10 protein-coding genes, 2 pseudogenes and 1 riboswitch are annotated in these 17348 nt (G+C 64.5%); of the genes and pseudogenes, 3 read left to right on the forward strand and 9 right to left on the reverse strand.

All coding sequences use genetic code 11. The features are described 5' to 3' along the window. The 3 genes and pseudogenes from A5636_RS14250 to A5636_RS26175 form a co-directional block, all read right to left on the reverse strand. Positions 1-1778, reverse strand: a 1778-nt coding sequence (locus tag A5636_RS14250) for a beta strand repeat-containing protein (protein ID WP_437339831.1), incomplete at its 3' end; no start/stop codon positions are given. Between the two features lie 78 nt (positions 1779-1856). Further along, a pseudogene (locus A5636_RS27880) lies at positions 1857-2423 on the reverse strand (hypothetical protein); the annotation flags it as partial. 374 nt (positions 2424-2797) lie between these two features. Then, positions 2798-3067, reverse strand: a pseudogene (locus A5636_RS26175) (PE family protein); the annotation flags it as partial. Positions 3068-3418: 351 nt separating this feature from the next. On the opposite strand from A5636_RS26175, the gene A5636_RS14265 reads away from it, so the two are divergent. Then, positions 3419-4672 carry an Rv1453 family transcriptional regulator gene (locus tag A5636_RS14265; RefSeq protein ID WP_155763822.1) on the forward strand — a complete coding sequence of 418 codons (1254 nt, stop codon included), beginning with the start codon at positions 3419-3421 and terminating at the stop codon, positions 4670-4672. Between the two features lie 78 nt (positions 4673-4750). Then, positions 4751-4967: riboswitch (cobalamin riboswitch) on the forward strand. Between the two features lie 146 nt (positions 4968-5113). After that, positions 5114-7405: a 5-methyltetrahydropteroyltriglutamate--homocysteine S-methyltransferase gene (gene metE, locus A5636_RS14270; RefSeq protein ID WP_065159297.1), complete on the forward strand. Its 2292-nt coding sequence runs from the start codon at positions 5114-5116 to the stop codon at positions 7403-7405. A gap of 73 nt (positions 7406-7478) precedes the next feature. On the opposite strand, the gene A5636_RS14275 is transcribed toward metE, so the two are convergent. Next, positions 7479-9203, reverse strand: coding sequence for a DUF3556 domain-containing protein (locus tag A5636_RS14275; RefSeq protein ID WP_065159298.1), 1725 nt, complete (start codon positions 9201-9203; stop codon positions 7479-7481). Positions 9204-9337: 134 nt separating this feature from the next. Here A5636_RS14275 and A5636_RS14280 point away from each other — a divergent pair, with 134 nt between their 5' ends. Further along, the gene (locus A5636_RS14280) at positions 9338-10687 is read left to right on the forward strand and encodes a flavin monoamine oxidase family protein (RefSeq protein WP_065159313.1); all 1350 of its coding nucleotides are present in this window, start codon (positions 9338-9340) and stop codon (positions 10685-10687) included. On the opposite strand, the gene A5636_RS14285 is transcribed toward A5636_RS14280, so the two are convergent. The 5 genes from A5636_RS14285 to A5636_RS14305 all read right to left on the reverse strand — a co-directional run bounded on the left by A5636_RS14285 (position 10684) and on the right by A5636_RS14305 (position 17087). Next, positions 10684-11871, reverse strand: a complete 1188-nt coding sequence (locus tag A5636_RS14285; protein WP_065159299.1) for a PPE family protein — start codon at positions 11869-11871, stop codon at positions 10684-10686. The genes A5636_RS14280 and A5636_RS14285 overlap by 4 nt on opposite strands. A 114-nt stretch (positions 11872-11985) precedes the next feature. After that, a complete protein-coding gene (locus A5636_RS14290) occupies positions 11986-13071 on the reverse strand; it encodes a PPE family protein (protein WP_065159300.1) in 1086 nt (361 codons plus the stop codon). A gap of 121 nt (positions 13072-13192) precedes the next feature. Beyond that, positions 13193-13954: a methanethiol S-methyltransferase gene (gene mddA, locus A5636_RS14295; RefSeq protein ID WP_065159301.1), complete on the reverse strand. Its 762-nt coding sequence runs from the start codon at positions 13952-13954 to the stop codon at positions 13193-13195. Between the two features lie 22 nt (positions 13955-13976). Then, positions 13977-15290, reverse strand: a complete 1314-nt coding sequence (locus A5636_RS14300) for a PE family protein (protein WP_065159302.1) — start codon at positions 15288-15290, stop codon at positions 13977-13979. A 48-nt stretch (positions 15291-15338) separates the two neighbouring features. Further along, positions 15339-17087: a PPE family protein gene (locus A5636_RS14305; RefSeq protein WP_065159314.1), complete on the reverse strand. Its 1749-nt coding sequence runs from the start codon at positions 17085-17087 to the stop codon at positions 15339-15341. Positions 17088-17348 lie beyond the last annotated feature (261 nt).

Here is a 17348-nt window from a genome sequence, read left to right on the forward strand (position 1 = left end):
TTGCCGGTGTTGGTGTTACCCGAGTTGTAGTTGCCGGTGTTGGTGCCGCCCGAGTTGTAGTCCCCGGTGTTGGTGCCACCCGAGTTGTAGCTGCCGGTGTTGGTGCCACCGGAGTTATAGCTGCCCGTATTAGTGCCACCGGCGTTGAAGCTGCCCGTATTGGTCCCGCCGGAGTTGTGGCTGCCGAAGTTGGTGCCACCCGAGTTATAGCTGCCGGTGTTGGTGCCACCACCGTTGAAGTCACCGGTGTTGGTACCACCGGCGTTGAAGTCGCCCGTGTTGGTACCACCAGCATTGTAATTTCCCGTATTTGTACCACCCGAGTTATAGCTGCCAGTGTTGGTGCCGCCGGAGTTGTAGCTACCGGTATTGGCACCGCCCGAGTTATAAAGCCCGGTGTTCGTGTTGCCGGAGTTATAGAGTCCGGTGTTTGTGTTGCCGGAGTTATAAAGTCCGGTGTTGGTATTTCCCGAATTCAAAAGTCCCGTATTGCTGTTGCCGGAATTCCACAAACCCGTGTTGAAGTTACCCGAGTTCCAGAACCCAGTATTGTAGTTGCCCGAATTCGACCCGAACGTGTTTCCGGTGCCCGAGTTCCACCAGCCGGTGTTTCCGTTGCCAGCGTTCCCGAAGCCGATGTTGTAGTTCCCAGAATTACCAAAGCCAATATTTCCATGGCCGGAGTTGCCGAAGCCGATGTTGAAGTTGCCGGAATTCCCGAGGCCGAGATTAAGCCAACCTGAGTTCAAGCCACCGATGCCTACTAGGTTATCGCCGGTGAGTCCTAATCCAAAGTTGTTGTTGCCATGATTGCCGAAGCCGACGTTGTTGTTGCCGGTATTTCCCCAACCGATGTTGTTGGCACCATTGTTCCCGCCACCCTGATTGGCGGTGCCGATGTTCCCCATGCCGGGATTTTTATTGCCGATGTTGCCGCTGCCGGTGTTGCCGTCACCGATATTTCCCTCGCCCACGTTTCCGCTGCCGTAGTTGCCGCCACCCTGGTTGTTGCTACCGAAGTTGCCGCTGCCGGAGTTAGCGTTGCCGTGGTTGGCGTTGCCTTGATTGTCGTTGCCGATGTTTCCGCTACCGACATTGTTGCTGCCTTGATTGCCGCTGCCTCGGTTGTTGTCGCCGCCGGCCGCGATTCCGTTGCCCCGGTTACCGCTGCCCGAGTTGCCGTCGCCGATATTGCCGCTGCCAGCGTTGTCGTCACCGATATTGCCGCTGCCCGAGTTGTTGGTCGCGCCGCCACCGAAGGGGTCCTGATTGCCGCTGCCTGAGTTGCCGCTGCCGATGTTGCCGTTGCCGGTGTTCTTGTCGCCGATATTGCCACTGCCCTGATTGTCACTACCCAGGTTGCCCGAACCCTGATTGGTGTTGCCGTGGTTTCCGGAGCCCTTGTTGTTGTCGCCGATATTGCCGTCGCCCCAGTTGCCGTCACCGCGGTTGCCTTGACCCGAGTTGTCACTACCAACGTTGCCATTACCGGTGTTGGCGTTGCCGTTGTTGCCGTTGCCCTTGTTGTTGTCGCCAGTGTTGCCGAAGCCGGAGTTGGTGTCGCCTTTGTTGCCGTCGCCAGTGTTGCTGCTGCCCAGGTTGCCGTCGCCTTCGTTGTCGTTGCCCTTGTTACCGTCACCGGAGTTCGTGTTACCTAAGTTGCCGTCGCCCTCATTGCCCCGACCATGGTTGCCGTCACCGACGTTGCCGTCACCGACGTTGCCGTCGCCCCGATTGCCGTTGCCCTTATTCCCATCACCGGTATTCGTGTTGCCCAAGTTGCCGACGCCCTCGTTGTCACCACCATGGTTGCCGTCACCGACGTTGCCGTCACCGACGTTGCCGTCGCCCTGATTGGCGTTGCCCTTATTTCCATCACCGGAGTTGCCGCTGCCCAGGTTGCCATCGCCCGAGTTACCACCATCCGGGTTGTTGCTGTTGTTGTTGCCCGCGCCCGAATTGTTGTTGCCGATGTTGCCATCGCCGGTGTTCGCATTGCCCGTGTTGCCGCTGCCCTGGTTGTCGTTGCCGCGATTGCCGTCACCGAAGTTGCCGCTGCCCGTGTTGCCGCTACCTTCGTTGCCGCTGCCGGTGTTGCCGCTGCCCTGGTTGCCGTCGCCGCGATTGCCATTGCCGTCGTTGTCGCGGCCCTGGTTGCCGCTACCGTGGTTGCCGCCGCCCGTGTTGCCGCTGCCCGCATTGTCGTTTCCGCGGTTGCCGTCGCCGGTGTTGCCGCTGCCTTGGTTGCCCTGCCGCCTAGGTTGTTGTCGCCAATATTGCCGTCGCCGGTGTTGCCGCCGCCGAGATTGCCGCCGCCTAGGTTGTTGTTGCCGTTGTTGCCGTTGCCGGCGTTCCCGTCGCCGATGTTGCCGTTGCCCGTGTTGGCGTTGCCCTGGTTGCCGAGACCCGTAGCCGCCACGGATGCGGCCGTGCTGGGACCCGTCGGGCCGGTGGTCGCGGTCGGGTTAGTGATTGAATTTGCAACGGCGGTGTTGGAGGCGGGCACGTTGACGACGGGGCTGCTGGCAGCGGTGTCGCCACTGCCGCTGGCCAAGCTCGCATTGCCGCTAGCTCCGGCGTTGGCACCCACAGAGCTGCCGCTGCCCGTGACGGTGCTTGCCGCGGTCTGGCTTTGACCCGTCAGTCCGGCGCCGCCATTGCTGTGAAACCATGCGCCCTCCCCGCCGCTCTGACCGGGCGTGACCTGGGCGCCATGCCCGATGAGTGGCCGCCCCGTCAGCGCCTGGACGGGCGCGTTGATCGCGCGGAGGAGATTCTGCTCGGCATTGGCGACCTCGGTGGCCGAGTAGCCGCCTGCGCCCGCATGAAGCGTCCGCACGAACCGGTCGTGAAACGCGGCCACCCGGCCGCTCAGCGACTGATACTCCTTGCCGTGCGCACCGAACAAGGCGGCGATCGCCGCCGACACCTCATCCTCAGCCGCAGCCGCCACACCGGTGGTCGCCGCCGCGGCCGCTACATTCGCCGCACCGACAAACGATCCGATTCTTGCTACGTCCGCAGCCGCCGACGCCAACAACTCCGGCGCAACAGTGATAAACGACACCCACAACCTCCCACCTGACAGCCGGCCATCAGGTGACAACCCAGCCAAATAGCGAGCCCGAGCGAGGAACGCTCGCAGGACACACGGCAGCGCCCGATGATTCCAACTCCGCAACGCTGCGCCAAGGGCAATTCCTCTACTTCAGCGCGAAGACACTAGGCAAAGTGCACATCCGCGGCGAGACCGCGCTTCGCTGGCCGCCGACGACGATTGCCGAAACTAACGGCACCCATCCGCAGCACTATTTCGGTATCGTATTGCGACTTAATGGAATCCGAGGATGAACCGCAAAAATATGAATTCGGTTATTGCTTGCAAAACAGTCATGCAAACTGCACTACGATCCTGTGCGTGACATGGCGCGAGCCTTCGCCTCGAATACAAGAATTGATCCGTAGAGGGGCATGGCTCGCGCTCAACCCCAGCCGGGAGTGGCTTGAAGAATTCGATCGAGTCACGCTGAATGCCAGCGGACCCATCGCCCGAGACCCTGGCCTCGCGTCGGTCGTGGCACGCTCAAACCGCATCAATCTCGTCCACTTCGCTTCCTCCATGCTGCAAACACCGGGCGCACCGGTGGAACCCGACCTCAACGCCGAGACGCTGCGGATGGCCAGGGACCTGGTGCGGCGCGGCTTGGACGCGTCAGCGCTCGAGGTCTACCGCATCGGACACAACGTGGCCTGGCGACGCTGGACAGAAATTGCGTTCGAACTAACCTCTGACCCCGCCGAGCTCCACCAGTTGCTCGACGTCTCTTTCCGATCGGCCACCGAGTACGTCGACGGCATGCTGGCCGGCATCACCGCGCAGATGCAGGCCGAATACTCCGAGCTGAAGCGCGATGATGCCGCCGAACGGCGTGAGCTGGTCGAACTCGTCCTCAACGGTGCTCCCATCAATCGCCACGACGTAGCAGCGCGATTGGGTTACTCATTTGAGCACTCGCACACCGCAGCAGTCGTGTGGTCCGACGAGCCGAACGTTGGCGCGACTCCGCTGGACCGAGTCGTCGAGCAATTCAGCCAAGCCGTGGGTTCCCAACGACCGCTCATCGTGGTAGCCAGCGCCGGAACTCGCTGGATGTGGGTCGGGAATATCGCGAATCTCGACCACGAACGCATGCGCGAAGTCGCCGAATCCACACCGGATGCGCAGATCGCGATCGGAACCACTGCCCCAGGAATCGAGGGGTTCCGCCGCAGCCACACGGAGGCACTCACCACCCAGCGAATGTTGACCCGGCTGCGATCACCGCAACACATGGCCTCGTTCGCCGATATAGAGATGGTTGCCTTGCTGACCGAAAACTCCACCGGAGCGGACGATTTCATCCAGACGACGCTCGGCGCGCTCGCGACCGCCAGCCCGGTGCTGCACACGACCGTACTTACATTTATCGATGCAGAGTGCAACGCCTCCCGCGCTGCAAGAAGCCTCTTCACCCACCGCAACACGGTGTTGCATCGGCTCGAGACCGTACAGCGATTGCTACCTCGACCGCTCGAGCAAAACCTGATCGAGGTCGCTGTAGCGCTCAAGGCCCTGCAGTGGCGCGGCGACCGCGCCGCCGCTGACGAGCAGGTGGCACCGACTCGGACGTAGCAATCGCACTGAGCACGCGGCGTAGTGTTACTCCCGCAGCTGGTCTGCCGGCGTCGCAGCACGCGGCGCCGGCATCGAGCGAGGCACCCGCCTCGTAAGAGGGAACCCGGTGGGAATCCGGGACTGTCCCGCAGCGGTATGCAGGAACGAACGCCGTCATCCGCACTGGTCGCAAGGCTGGGAAGCGACGGCCATTAGGAACCCTGCCCGGCTCGTCAGCGGCCCCTTCTGGGGCGCGTCGTCAGCCGGGCGCGGAGCACCGACCCGGTGCGTGCCTGCGAGTCCGAAGACCTGCCGGCTGTGCCGGGCGCGCCGCGCCCGGCGGCGCATCGCCTCGTGGAATGGGCGTGTGGCCGACTCCGTTGACGTGTTTGCGACTCAGGACAGTCCAACGCCACCACGGACAGGCTGCGCGTCCGCGGGCGGTGTGCACTCCATCAATTGAAGGACGAGAACCAGCTCGTGAACCTGCAACATTTCACCGCTACCATCACCGGTTCGCCCCGCATCGGTCCACGGCGCGAACTCAAGCGAGCCACTGAGCGCTATTGGGCGGGGCAGAGCAGCCGCGCCGATCTCGAATCCGTGGCCGCCACGCTGCGCCGTGACACCTGGTCGGAACTGGCCACCGCCGGCCTGGACTCGGTGCCGGTCAACACCTTTTCCTATTACGACCAGATGCTCGACACGGCGGTGCTGCTCGGCGCGTTACCGGACCGGGTCAGCGCTATCTCCGACGAGTTGGACCGATACTTTGCCGCCGCACGAGGCAACGACGACGTCGCTCCGCTGGAAATGACGAAATGGTTCGACACCAATTACCACTACTTGGTTCCCGAGATCGGACCGTCCACCACCTTCACGCTGAATCCCGAAAAGGTGCTTTCAGAGCTGAAAGAGGCTCTCGAACAAGGCATTCCGGCACGCCCCGTCGTCATCGGCCCGATCACCTTCTTGCTGCTGAGCAAGGCGGTGGACGGGGCGCCGGCACCGGTCGAGCGGCTCGAGCAGCTGGTGCCGATCTACGGTGAACTGCTGTCACTACTCGCCGACAACGGCGCACAGTGGGTGCAGTTCGACGAGCCCGCACTCGTCACCGACATCTCCCCAGACGCACCCGCGCTCGCCGAAGCCGTCTACAACGCCCTGGGTGCCGTGGCCAGCCGACCTGCCATCTACGTCGCCACTTACTTCGGGGACCCCGGCGCATCGTTGGCGGGACTGGCCCGCACGCCGGTGGAGGCGATCGGCGTCGACCTGGTCTACGGCGCCGACACGTCGGTGGCGGCGGTTCCCGAGCTCGCTGGGAAAACCCTGGTGGCCGGCATCGTCGACGGCCGCAACATCTGGCGCACCGACCTGGAGGCCGCCCTGGGCAAGCTGGCGGCACTGCTGGGATCGGCCGGGGCCGTTGCAGTTTCCACATCGTGCTCCACCCTGCATGTGCCGTACTCGCTGGAACCCGAGACCGATTTGGACGAAAGCCTGCGCAGCTGGCTGGCATTCGGCGCTGAGAAGGTTCGGGAAGTGGTCGTTCTGGCGCACGCGTTGCGGGCGGGACGCGACGCGGTCGCCAACGAGATCGCCGCCTCCAATGCCGCCGTCGCATCCCGCAAGAAGGATCCGCGGCTGCACAACAGTCAGGTCCGGGCGCGGATCGAATCGATCGTCGCGGACGGCGCCCAGCGCGGCGACTCGGCCCAGCGTCGGGCCAGCCAGGATGCCCGTCTGCACCTGCCGGTGCTGCCGACGACGACCATCGGCTCCTATCCGCAGACCTCGGCGATCCGCGTCGCCCGCGCGGCGCTGCGCAACGGGGAGATCGACCAGGCCGAGTACGAGCGACGGATGAAGCAGGAGATCGCCGACGCCGTCAAACTGCAGGAAGAACTCGGGATCGACGTGCTGGTGCACGGCGAACCGGAACGCAACGACATGGTGCAGTACTTCGCCGAGCAGTTGGAGGGCTTCTTTGCCACCGACAACGGCTGGGTGCAGTCCTACGGCAGCCGGTGTGTGCGTCCGCCGATCCTGTACGGGGACGTGGTCCGCACCCACCCCATGACCGTCGACTGGATCACCTATGCGCAGTCGCTGACCGACAAGCCGGTCAAGGGCATGCTCACCGGGCCGGTCACGATTCTGGCGTGGTCGTTCGTCCGTGATGACCAGCCGCTGGCCGAGACGGCCAATCAGGTGGCGCTGGCGATTCGCGACGAGACGGTGGATCTGCAGGAGGCCGGTATCGCGGTCATTCAGGTCGATGAGCCCGCGCTGCGGGAGCTGCTGCCGCTGCGCCGCGCCGATCAGGATGAGTATTTGCGTTGGGCGGTAGGGTCTTTCCGCCTGGCCACCTCCGGAGTCGCCGACTCGACTCAGATACATACTCATCTGTGCTATTCGGAGTTCGGCGAAGTGATCGGGGCGATTGCGGACCTGGACGCCGATGTCACGTCCATCGAGGCAGCCCGATCGCGCATGGAAGTGCTGGATGACCTCAACGCGATCGGCTTCTCCAACAGCGTGGGCCCGGGCGTCTACGACATCCACTCGCCGCGCGTGCCCAGCACCCAGGAGATGGCGGAGTCGTTACGGGCTGCGTTGAAGGCCGTTCCCGCTGAACGGCTTTGGGTGAACCCGGACTGCGGCCTGAAGACCCGCAATGTCGAGCAGGTGAAGGCGTCGCTGCAGAACATGGTCGCCGCGGCCCAGGAGGTGCGGGCCAGGGCCTAGCTCTCGCGAGCGTAACCGCACTGCGAAATTCGGTTCAACTTCTCGCGGTGTGGTTACGCTCGCCGCGCTCAGCTCAGTCCGACAGCACGTGGACCGGGACATCGTCGTCCCACGGCTGTCGGGTCACCATGTCGGCCACCCGGACGTAGCCATGCTCGAACTCCCCGGTCGCGGCGTCGACCAACCGGTACCGCTGGGTCTGCCGGTGGATCGGCTGGGCGTCGAGCAGGACGACCCGCACCTCACCCGGTTCGAATTGGCAGCGCCGCTGCATCGCTTCTATCAGTTGCTCGTTGTGCATGTGACCGTCACCGAAGTTCCACCCGATGGCAGTGCTGCAGATCCGTTCGCCGTCGGTGATGACGTAGTCGTCCTCGTTCTGCCCCGCCATTGCGCGGTGAGCCAGTGTGAACAGGGCGCGACCGTGAGTGTTGAAGCCCCGGAAGGCATATCCCATGTACAGCGGAATCTGCGCCGCCTCCGGGCTGCCGTAGAACCGCTCCAGCTGGGCTTGCGGCATGCTGGCAATCGCCACGATCCCCCGGGAGATCTTGTCGCTCGCCGACGGTTTGATGCACCACAGCGTGGTGTCCCAGTTGCCCGCGTAGTACCGCATGCCGGGCAGGAACGAGATCTTGCGCGGAAACATGTTGCCGGCGATCACCACGCCGGCTATCACCGCGAACAGGATCGCCACCGGCACAGGATGTTTCACATCGTCCAGGCGGACGCCGGCGTGACCGACGAACAGTGTCAGCACGCCAAAGATCATGAACACGTTCCACTCCAGCGGGACGCCCATCGGGATGGCCGAGAGAATCCCGAAATGGAACAGCACCATCACGATCGCCGCCACCTTCACCGGCGTGCCCACCGGAGCAAAGAACAACACCAGCGGCACAAACATCTCGATGACGGTGCTGAGGTGGGCGACGATCCGAGACAGCCGGCCGGGCCGCAGGTCGTCGGGGAACTTCTCGAAGAACAACCGCTTGAGCCACCGCGGCCGCATCAGCGGATTGTTCGACATCATCGTCGAAATCACGAACGGGAAGTGCTTGTTCAGTTTCGAGGTCGCCGCGCCCATCCAGATCACCAGGAATACCAGCTTGGCGGCGACAATCATGTCGGCCCCGGCGAACAGGAAGGTGACCGTCAGCGTTCCGTACACCTCGCCACGGGCCGCCAAAAAGATCACCTTGTCGCGCAGGCCGGCCAGCGCCAGGGTCACCAGGATCGCCACGATCTCCCACGTCGGCAGCAACCCGACCGTGGTGCCCAACTCCGGTACCGGGCCGCTGCCGTCGGTGAACAGCGCGGTCACCAGCAAGACCAGCAGCAGGGCGTACAGCGCGACGTCGGCAGGCTTGCGTTTGGTTCCGAACGTCATGGGGACGCGGTCGGGCCACGGTGGTAGCCGAATGGTGCCGAACCGCAACCAGTACAGGATCGAGCCCAGCGGCGGGAAGAACCGGTTGTTCAGCGGCCCAAACCCGCAACCGAGGCCGACCACCTCGAACAACATCGTGTAGAGCACGACCTTCTCGAACACGATCGGCTCGGCATACCAGGCCCTGACGTTGGTGAACCCGTCAATGCCCTTGGTGCTCAGCACGATCAGCCAGGCAACCAAGATGTAGAGCAGGATCTTCACCACATAGAACAGGTGCAGCACCACCGGCGTGCCGAAACCCACCTCGGCCCAGTGTTTGGCCATCGGGCGGATCTTGTCGCTGCGGGTGCCCTTACTCCACTCGTCGAACTCGATCTCGGGCAGCTGGGGCTTCAGGAATCCCATGGTTTGACAGATTAGAACGTGTTCTAGCGGCCTGCCCAGATCCCGGGCCGTTAACTCGTTGGATCCGATCTGAAACCCCGGGTAAACGGTGTAGCTTGCTGCTGGGGCACCGAGCGGTCACCAAGGAGTCGGGTATGACGGATGTCGATTACTGCGTGGTGGGGGCCGGCTTCGCTGGACTGACCGCAGCCCTGCGACTGAGACAAGCGGGTCACTCGGTGGCGGTGCTCGAGGCCCGGGACCGGGTGGGCGGCCGGACCTTCACGGTTACCCGGGACGACGGGGTGTGGATCGACCGCGGCGGCGCCTGGATCGGGCCGGGCCAGGACCGGATCTACGCGCTGATGCAAGAGTTCGGCGTCCCAGAGTACAAGCAGCACAACGACGGTGACGCCATGATGATCGTCGGCGGCAAGAAGCGCCGCTACGGCGGCAAGCTGCCCTGGAGTATGAGCCCGTGGGCGGTGGCCAACCTGGGTATCGGGCTGGCGACCATAGAGCAGATGTGCAAAGCGCTGCCGCGCGAAAACCCTTGGGACGCTGCGGATGCCGCCGAACTGGACCGGACCAGCATCGGCGATTGGCTGGAGCGCAACGTGTTGTCCCGGCCAGCGCGGGAAATGCTGGACATGGCCCTCGGCGGCAGCTATACGTCGGCGGCATCGGAAGTGTCCCTGCTGTGGATGCTGCACCAGACGGGATCCGGAGGTGGCCCGACGTTCGTGATCTCGGGCAAAGGCGGGTCCCAGGACGCGCGTCCGGTCGGCGGGATGGGCGCCATCTATCGCCCCATCGTGGCCGAACTGGGTGACGCGCTGCACTTGTCACGCCCGGTGCGCCAGATCAGCCAGGACGCCGACGGGGTGACGGTGAGCGCTGAGGGTCTGACGATTCGGGCGCGCCGGGTCATTGTGGCGATTCCGATGGCGATCGCCAGCTCGATCGTCTACGAGCCGACACTGCCGGTGGACCGGGCGATGCTCAATCAGCGGATGCCCAGCGGGGCTGTTATCAAGATTTCCGCGATCTACGGTGACGCGTTCTGGCGGGCCGACGGGCTATCCGGCCAGTCAGCCGCGCCGGGCACACCGGCGACGTTGACCATCGATGCGTGCACCGACAAAGGCGACCCGGGGATTATGTGCGTCATCACCGAGGGGGTGGCCGCGCGCCGGTTGACCAACCTCGACGAAAGCGAACGCCGATCGATCGTCATCAGGGAACTCGTCGACCGGTTCGGCGAAAAGGCAAGAGACCCAATCGAATTCCACGAGCAGAACTGGACTCTGGAACGCTACTCCGGGGGCGGGATGATCAGCCACACCCCGACCGGCGTGCTGACCGAGTTCGGGCACGCCCTGCGCACGCCCTGCGGGCGGGTCCACTGGGCCGGGACCGAGAGTTCGACCATCATGTGCGGTTGGATCGACGGCGCGATTCGCTCCGGGGAACGCGCTGCCGCCGAGGTGGTGGCCGCGGGCTAGCCGATCCCGGTCCGCGGAACCACGGCGGGCCGGTTCTGTGTCACGTGTGGACTGGCGCCGCCGCGACCCATCATCCCGCCCGGCATACCGGCGCCGGCCCCGCCCGCGCCGGTCGGGATCGGCATCATCGGCATACCCATACCGCCGGGGCGCGCGGCGGGTGCCGCCGCGGCGGCATTCGTTGCGGCGGCACTCGTTGCGCCGAGCCCGTGCAGTGCCGACGTTGCCATCGCTTTGGGCGTCGAACCCGCCCAGGCCGGGGGCACCGACATGGCGCCCACCAGATGCGCCTTGCCGAGATCACCCGCCATTCCGGCGCCCAGCCCAGCGCCGCCCAGCCCCTTCGCTGCCGGCGCCGCGTCGCCGACGAACTTCGTCGAGTCCGCCAGCCCCGCGGTCGCGGCGTTGGCCAAACCTGCCGTACCGGCATTAGCAGTCTGCGCCAACTGCATCATCGGCGAGATCAGCATGCTGGCCGGCAGCGTCCCGATCTGCGCGACTGACATCAATGACTGCACCGGCACCGCCGACGCCACCGACTGCACGCCCGACACCAGTCCGGGAGCCACCATCGCGACACCCTGAGCCAACGGGCTGACGGCCGCCGACAGGTTGCTGGCCACGTTCCCGGCCACGTTGGCGGCCAGTCCGGCAAGGTTGACCGGCGGCAGGGCAAACGGTGTGATGCTTGCGGCCACTGCGGTCGCGCCGCCGTGGTAGCCGACCATGGCGGCGACGTCCTGGGCCCACATCTCGAGGTAGTCGAATTCAGTGGCGGCGATGGCCGGAGTGTTCTGGCCCAGAAAGTTGGTCGCCACCAGGGAAGTCAACGACACCCGGTTGGCCGCCACCGCGGCCGGATGCACCGTCGCGGTCATCGCCGTCTCGAAGGCGGTCGCGGCCATTCGGGCCTGTCCGGCCGCCGATTGGGCCTGTGCCGCAGCCTGGCTCAACCATCCGACGTAGGGCGTCGCCGCAGCCACCATCGACGCGGACGCCGGCCCGGCCCACGGTCCATCTGCCAACCCGCCGATCACCGTGTTGAACGACGACGCCGACACCGCCAACTCGGCGGCCAAACTCTCCCACGCCGCCGCTGCCACGTGTAGAGGCCCCGACCCGGCTCCACCGAAGATCCGCGCCGAATTGATCTCCGGCGGCAACCACGAAAAATCTAGAAGCACGTCGATTAGTCTTGCTAACGACGCAGGCGCCGGACAGGCGATTCAGGAAGCCCGCAGGAACACCGAAGGGCTTTCCAAGCCTGGTTCAAGCCTGGTCCTGCCGTGCTGACTGCCCTACCCGACGCCGGTGCGGGGTATGACACTCGGGCGCTGCTGCACGACGTGCGAACCGCCGCCACTACGGCCCAGCATTCCGCCAGGCACGCCAGCGCCCGCACCGCCGATCGGCATCGGCATCATCGGCATCCCACCGAGTCCACCCGTCCCGGTTGCCCCGGTAGCCCCGGCGGGAAGTCCAGCTAACCCCGGCACCGGCGTGGGCGTCATCCGCGCCGGCACAGAGCCCGTCCAGGCAGGCGGCACCGACAAGGCACCCACCAGACGTCCCCGGCCCAGGTCCGCAGCGACCGTCGACCCCAGTCCCCCGGCGCCGACCGGCGGGGTCGCCGCCGTCACGTTGCCCGCCAAGGCAGGCGCATCGGCGCCCAGGCTGGTGGCGGCCGCAACCCCCGCACCATTTGCCGACTGCGCCAGCGACATCATCGGCGACAACAGCATGCTGACCGGAAGCGTCGCGACTTGTGCGAGTGACGACAGAGAATCCAATGGCACGGCGGTGACCACCGACTGGAGCGCGGACGAAATCCCGTTCACCGCTTGAGAAGCCACGTCCGTCACCACAGCCGGCGGCACGGCCAGTGGAGCCAGCGCCGATGCTACCGACGCCGCCCCGGCCCGATAGCCGACCATGGCTGACACATCCTGGGCCCACATCCGCTCGTAGTCGAGGTCAGTGGCAGCGATCGCCGACGTGTTCTGACCCAGGAAATTAGTCGTCACCAACGACATCAAGGACATCCGGTTCGCCATCACCGCAGCCGGATGCACCGTCGCCGTAAGTGCGGTGTCGAAGACTGTCACGGCGGCCCGAGCTTGTCCGGCCGCCGACTCCGCATGACGCGCAGCCGAAGTCATCCACCCGGCATAGGGGGCGGCCGCCGCGGCCATCATGGTTGACGCAGGTCCCATCCAGGGTCCGCTGGTAAGGGATGCGACCGCTCCGTCAAATGCACTGGCCGCGGCTCGCAATTCTGCGGCCAGCCCATCCCAGGCCGCGGCCGCGGTGCACAGTGGTAACACTCCCGCACCGGCATAGATGAGCGCGGAGTTGATCTCCGGTGGCAGCATCATGAAACTCATTTGGGCCCTCCCGCTTTTGAGTCAAGGATGCGGGCCGGGCCGCCGATGTACGTCGGTTACCCTGCGTAGTTCGCCCCGCGGGGGGTCGTAAGAAAGGAACTGGGGGGTCGTAGGTGATGTGTCAGTTCAACTTTCGGCCGACCGGAGCGGCGCGACCACTCCGCGGCCGAGGAATCAGCATCGGCACTCGACTACGGTAATCACTGTATTGCCGGCCCAACGCGGCGGTCAGGTCGCGTTCCTCCCATCGCAGCGCGAAAAGAATATAACCGGTCATTACCAGCGCAAACAACAAGTGGCCCAACGTCATTCGCGGGCTCGCCCAGAACACCACGAGAAATCCCAGCATCAACGGATGGCGCACCACGCGATACAACAGCGGCGTGCGGAATTCGAGGTCCGTGTAGGGCCGTCCGCGCCAGGCCAGGTACACCTGACGCAACCCGAACAGGTCGAAGTGGTTGATCATGAACGTCGATGCCAGGACGATCACCCAGCCAAGCCAGAACAACAGTTGCACCACGATCCGCGCACCGGACCGGGACACGTCCCAGATGACCGGCAGCATCGGGCGCCATTGCCAGAACACCAGTGCCAGCACCAGACCCGTCGCCAGCACATAGGTGCTGCGTTCGATCGACGGCGGCACTATCCGGGTCCACCAGCGTTTGAACGATGGCCTCGCCATCAAACTGTGCTGCACGCCGAATGCGGCCAGCAGCAGCAGGTTGACCACTAGCGCCTCCGGCACCGGTCTTGCGACACCGTCGTCAACGCGATGTGACACAACGAAGTTGCCCAGAAAGCCGATCGCGTAGAGGAACGCCGCGAAGCCGACGAAGTAGGCGGCTACGCCATAACTGATCGTGAGAAATCGCTTCATCGTGTGCCTCATCCATGCCGACTTATCCGGGTACAGCCGCGCCGATTGCCTCTGCGAGTTGTTCGGGCAGGAAACTCAGCAGGCCCGGGATAAGCCCGCCGAACGGGGTACCGAATAGGGGGATCGTTCCTGTCATGTCGAAGACGGTCAGGGTCAGCGAGGCGAACTGAGCGGGAGTCAGCAGACCGCCGAGCGGGATGTTGGTGGTCGTGGTCAGATCCCCGAGCGCAACCGAAAGTGGCAGCGTCGCCTGGCCGTTGAGGAAACCGTTGAGCACATTCGCCGGAGCATCGAACAATGCGGTGACGGCTCCCAGCGCATCACCGGTTTGCAACGCACTCATAAGAGCACTGGCGCTGGACCCGAAAGCGTCCAGCGTGGTGGCCGCCGGACCCAGCGCATCAAGACCGAGCACCAGCGGCAGCCCCACATGCAGGACACCGGTGGTCAGATCAAGCGTTTGGGAAGTGTCGGTCACAGTCTTTATCACGTTAGTGATGTGCTGCGAAATCTGGAATGGAACAGACCCGGTTGGTAGTAGGTCGGTGAAGTTCTGCGCCATTTGCCCGGGGATTGTCAGGATCGGCAGCAGGTCGCCGACGGCACCCGTGGGGGTGATGTTGATCAGGAAAGTCGTCGGGTCTTGGCTGGCGGCCAGACCCGTCAAGAAGAGATTCCCGAAACCGGTTGCGATGCTGCGCACCGCGCCCGGCGCGTCACCCGTCGCCAATTGCTGGGCGGCGGCTTGCAACGATGCCGGCAATGCCATCACCCCGGTGCCGAAATCCTGCGCGGCGGCGCTCAGCGCAGTGGAAACGGTTTGCGCATAACCGATTTGCTGGCTGACGATCGTTTGCACCAGAGCCGCCGGGTTGGTGGGGGGCAGCCCCAGTGGCGGCGGGTTTTGAATGGCACTGCCGAGTGCGGAGACGATCGTCTGCCCGTAGCCGGTCTGGTTGTTGACGAACTGTCGGAGCAGCGGTGCCGGGTTGGCGGCGATGGCGCTTCCCAGGCTCTGTAGGTTGGCCGACGAATTCGCGAGAAGCGTTTGGAGGGAACCTAATTCGGTGCTCGCATAGGCTGCCGCGCTCGCTTTCAACGAACCGACGAATTGGACGTGGAAGGCGTGGACTTGGGCGTTGACGGCCTGGAATTCGTCGCCGAAGCCGCCGAAGAGGTCAGCGATCGCGGCCGATATCTCGTCTTGTGCGGCAGCGGCTATCCCGGTGGTGGGGCCCGCGACGGCGGCGGCGGTCTGGGCCAGCGTTGCACGAAGACCGGTTAGGGTCTCGGCGGCACCGTGCAGTACGTCGGGCGCCGCGCTTACGTAGGACATGTCAGTCTCCTCGATATGTACGAATGCCGCCCGTGCCACCCGCAGGCCTTAATTCAGGAACCCCGACTTCGCGTCACCCTTGTTGAAGAATCCGGAGTCGTCGTTTCCGGAGTTGCCGATTCCCGAGTTGAAGACGTTCGAATTGCCGATGCCGATGTTGTCGAACCCGGTGTTTCCGATGCCGGCGAGGAAGCTGCCGTGATTGTTGATTCCGACGTTGTTGCCGTTACCGGAATTTCCGAAGCCGGACTCGAATGCGAGGCCGGTGTTCATGAAGCCCGAACTGTCTCCGCCGGAGTTGAAGAATCCCGATGAATCCAGCCCTGTGGTGCCGAAGCCTGAGTTTTTGACACCGGCCGGGGTTATGGCACTGCCGAAGCCGGTGTTCAGGTTGCCCGAGTCGAAGCCGCCGGTGTTGCTCCGGCCCGAATTGCCCCAACCGGTGTTGATGTCGCCGGCGTTGAAGTCACCGGTGTTGATCGAGCCGGCGTTCCCGCTTCCGGTGTTCTGGAAGCCTGCGTTGCCATTACCGAGGTTCTGCGAACCGCCGTTACCCATTCCCATGTTGTTCGCGCCAGCGTTTCCGGAACCGAAGTTGTTGAGCCCGGCATTGAAAAAGCCGGTATTGCCCTGGCCCGCGTTGGTGAAGCCGGTGTTGAAGCTGCCCGAGTTGTCGAAGCCGAAGCTGTGATTGCCGGAGTTGAAGATTCCTACGTTGCCGGTACCGGAATTGAAGAAGCCGATGTTTCCGGTCCCCGAGTTGCCGAAGCCGATGTTTCCGGTGCCGGAGTTCAGCGCGCCGAAACCGATCTGGTTGTCACCAGTGAGCCCGAATCCGATGTTGTTATTGCCGGTGTTGCCGAACCCGACGTTGTGGCTACCAGTGTTGCTTAACCCCACGTTGTTGCTGCCGCGGTTCCCGAAGCCCATGTTGGCATCACCGCGGTTGCCGCTGCCGACGTTGGAACTGCCGAGGTTCCCGCCGCCCAGATTCCCGTTGCCAAGGTTGCCGCCGCCGACGTTGCCCATGCCGTTGTTGCCGGTGCCCGCGTTGTTGGAACCGGAATTGCCGCTGCCGAGGTTCTGGTTGCCGCGGTTGCCGTTTCCGACGTTGCCGGTGCCGATGTTGCCGCTACCGAGGTTGGCATCTCCGAAATTGCCGTTGCCGACGTTCTGGTTGCCGTGGTTGCCGCTGCCCACGTTCTGTCCGCCGGTGTTGCCCAGATTGAGTATGCTCCCCAGAGCGGTCTGGATCTGACCGAGCGGCCCCGGAAGGGATTGCAGCGCCTGCTGCATGGGGGCCAGCCGCGCGGCCACCGCGGAGGCGCCGCCGTGGTAGCCCAGCATTGCGGCGACGTCTTGGGCCCACATCTGCTCGTAGCCCGCCTCGGCCGCCGCGATCGCCGGAGCGTTCTGGCCGAAGAGATTTGACACCACCAGTGAGACCAACTGGTTGCGGTTGGCCGCCACCATGCCCGGATGTACCGTCGCCGACACCGCAGCCTCAAAGGCCGACGCCGCGGCCAGCGCCTGACCGGCCGCACCCTGCGCCTGCGCCGCCGCGGCCGAGAGCCACCCCACATATGGCGCGGCCGAACTGGCCATCGCGGCCGCTGCCGGACCTTGCCATACCGCGTCCGTCAGACCCGATGCCACGGATCCGAACGAACGGGCCGCCGCATCCAATTCTCCGGCCAGCCCGTCCCATGCCGCCGCTGCCGCCAGCATCGGACCGGGTCCTGCGCCCAGATACATCCGCGCCGAGTTGATCTCCGGCGGCAATACCGCGAAATTCATGCCCACCATCCCTGTTGCATCCCTGTTGATCGGTCCCGCGGAAGGAAACAATGCGGGGCGCCGGCGCGGCGAACGTCGGTCACAGGGCGTAAATCCGCCGGTCGACGGGGTCGTAGATGGCGACCAGAGGGGGTCGTAGGTCGGACGCGATCCCACAAATCCGGTCAAGGAGCAAACTCTTTGACTCATGTTGAACCGTTGCTAGCCGAATTGCGTGACACTGTGTTAGTCGCTTGTTAGTCGCCATAGATCATGAGAACG

It is taken from the genome of Mycobacterium asiaticum (genome assembly GCF_001673315.1).
Taxonomy (GTDB): Bacteria; Actinomycetota; Actinomycetes; order Mycobacteriales; family Mycobacteriaceae; genus Mycobacterium; species Mycobacterium asiaticum_B.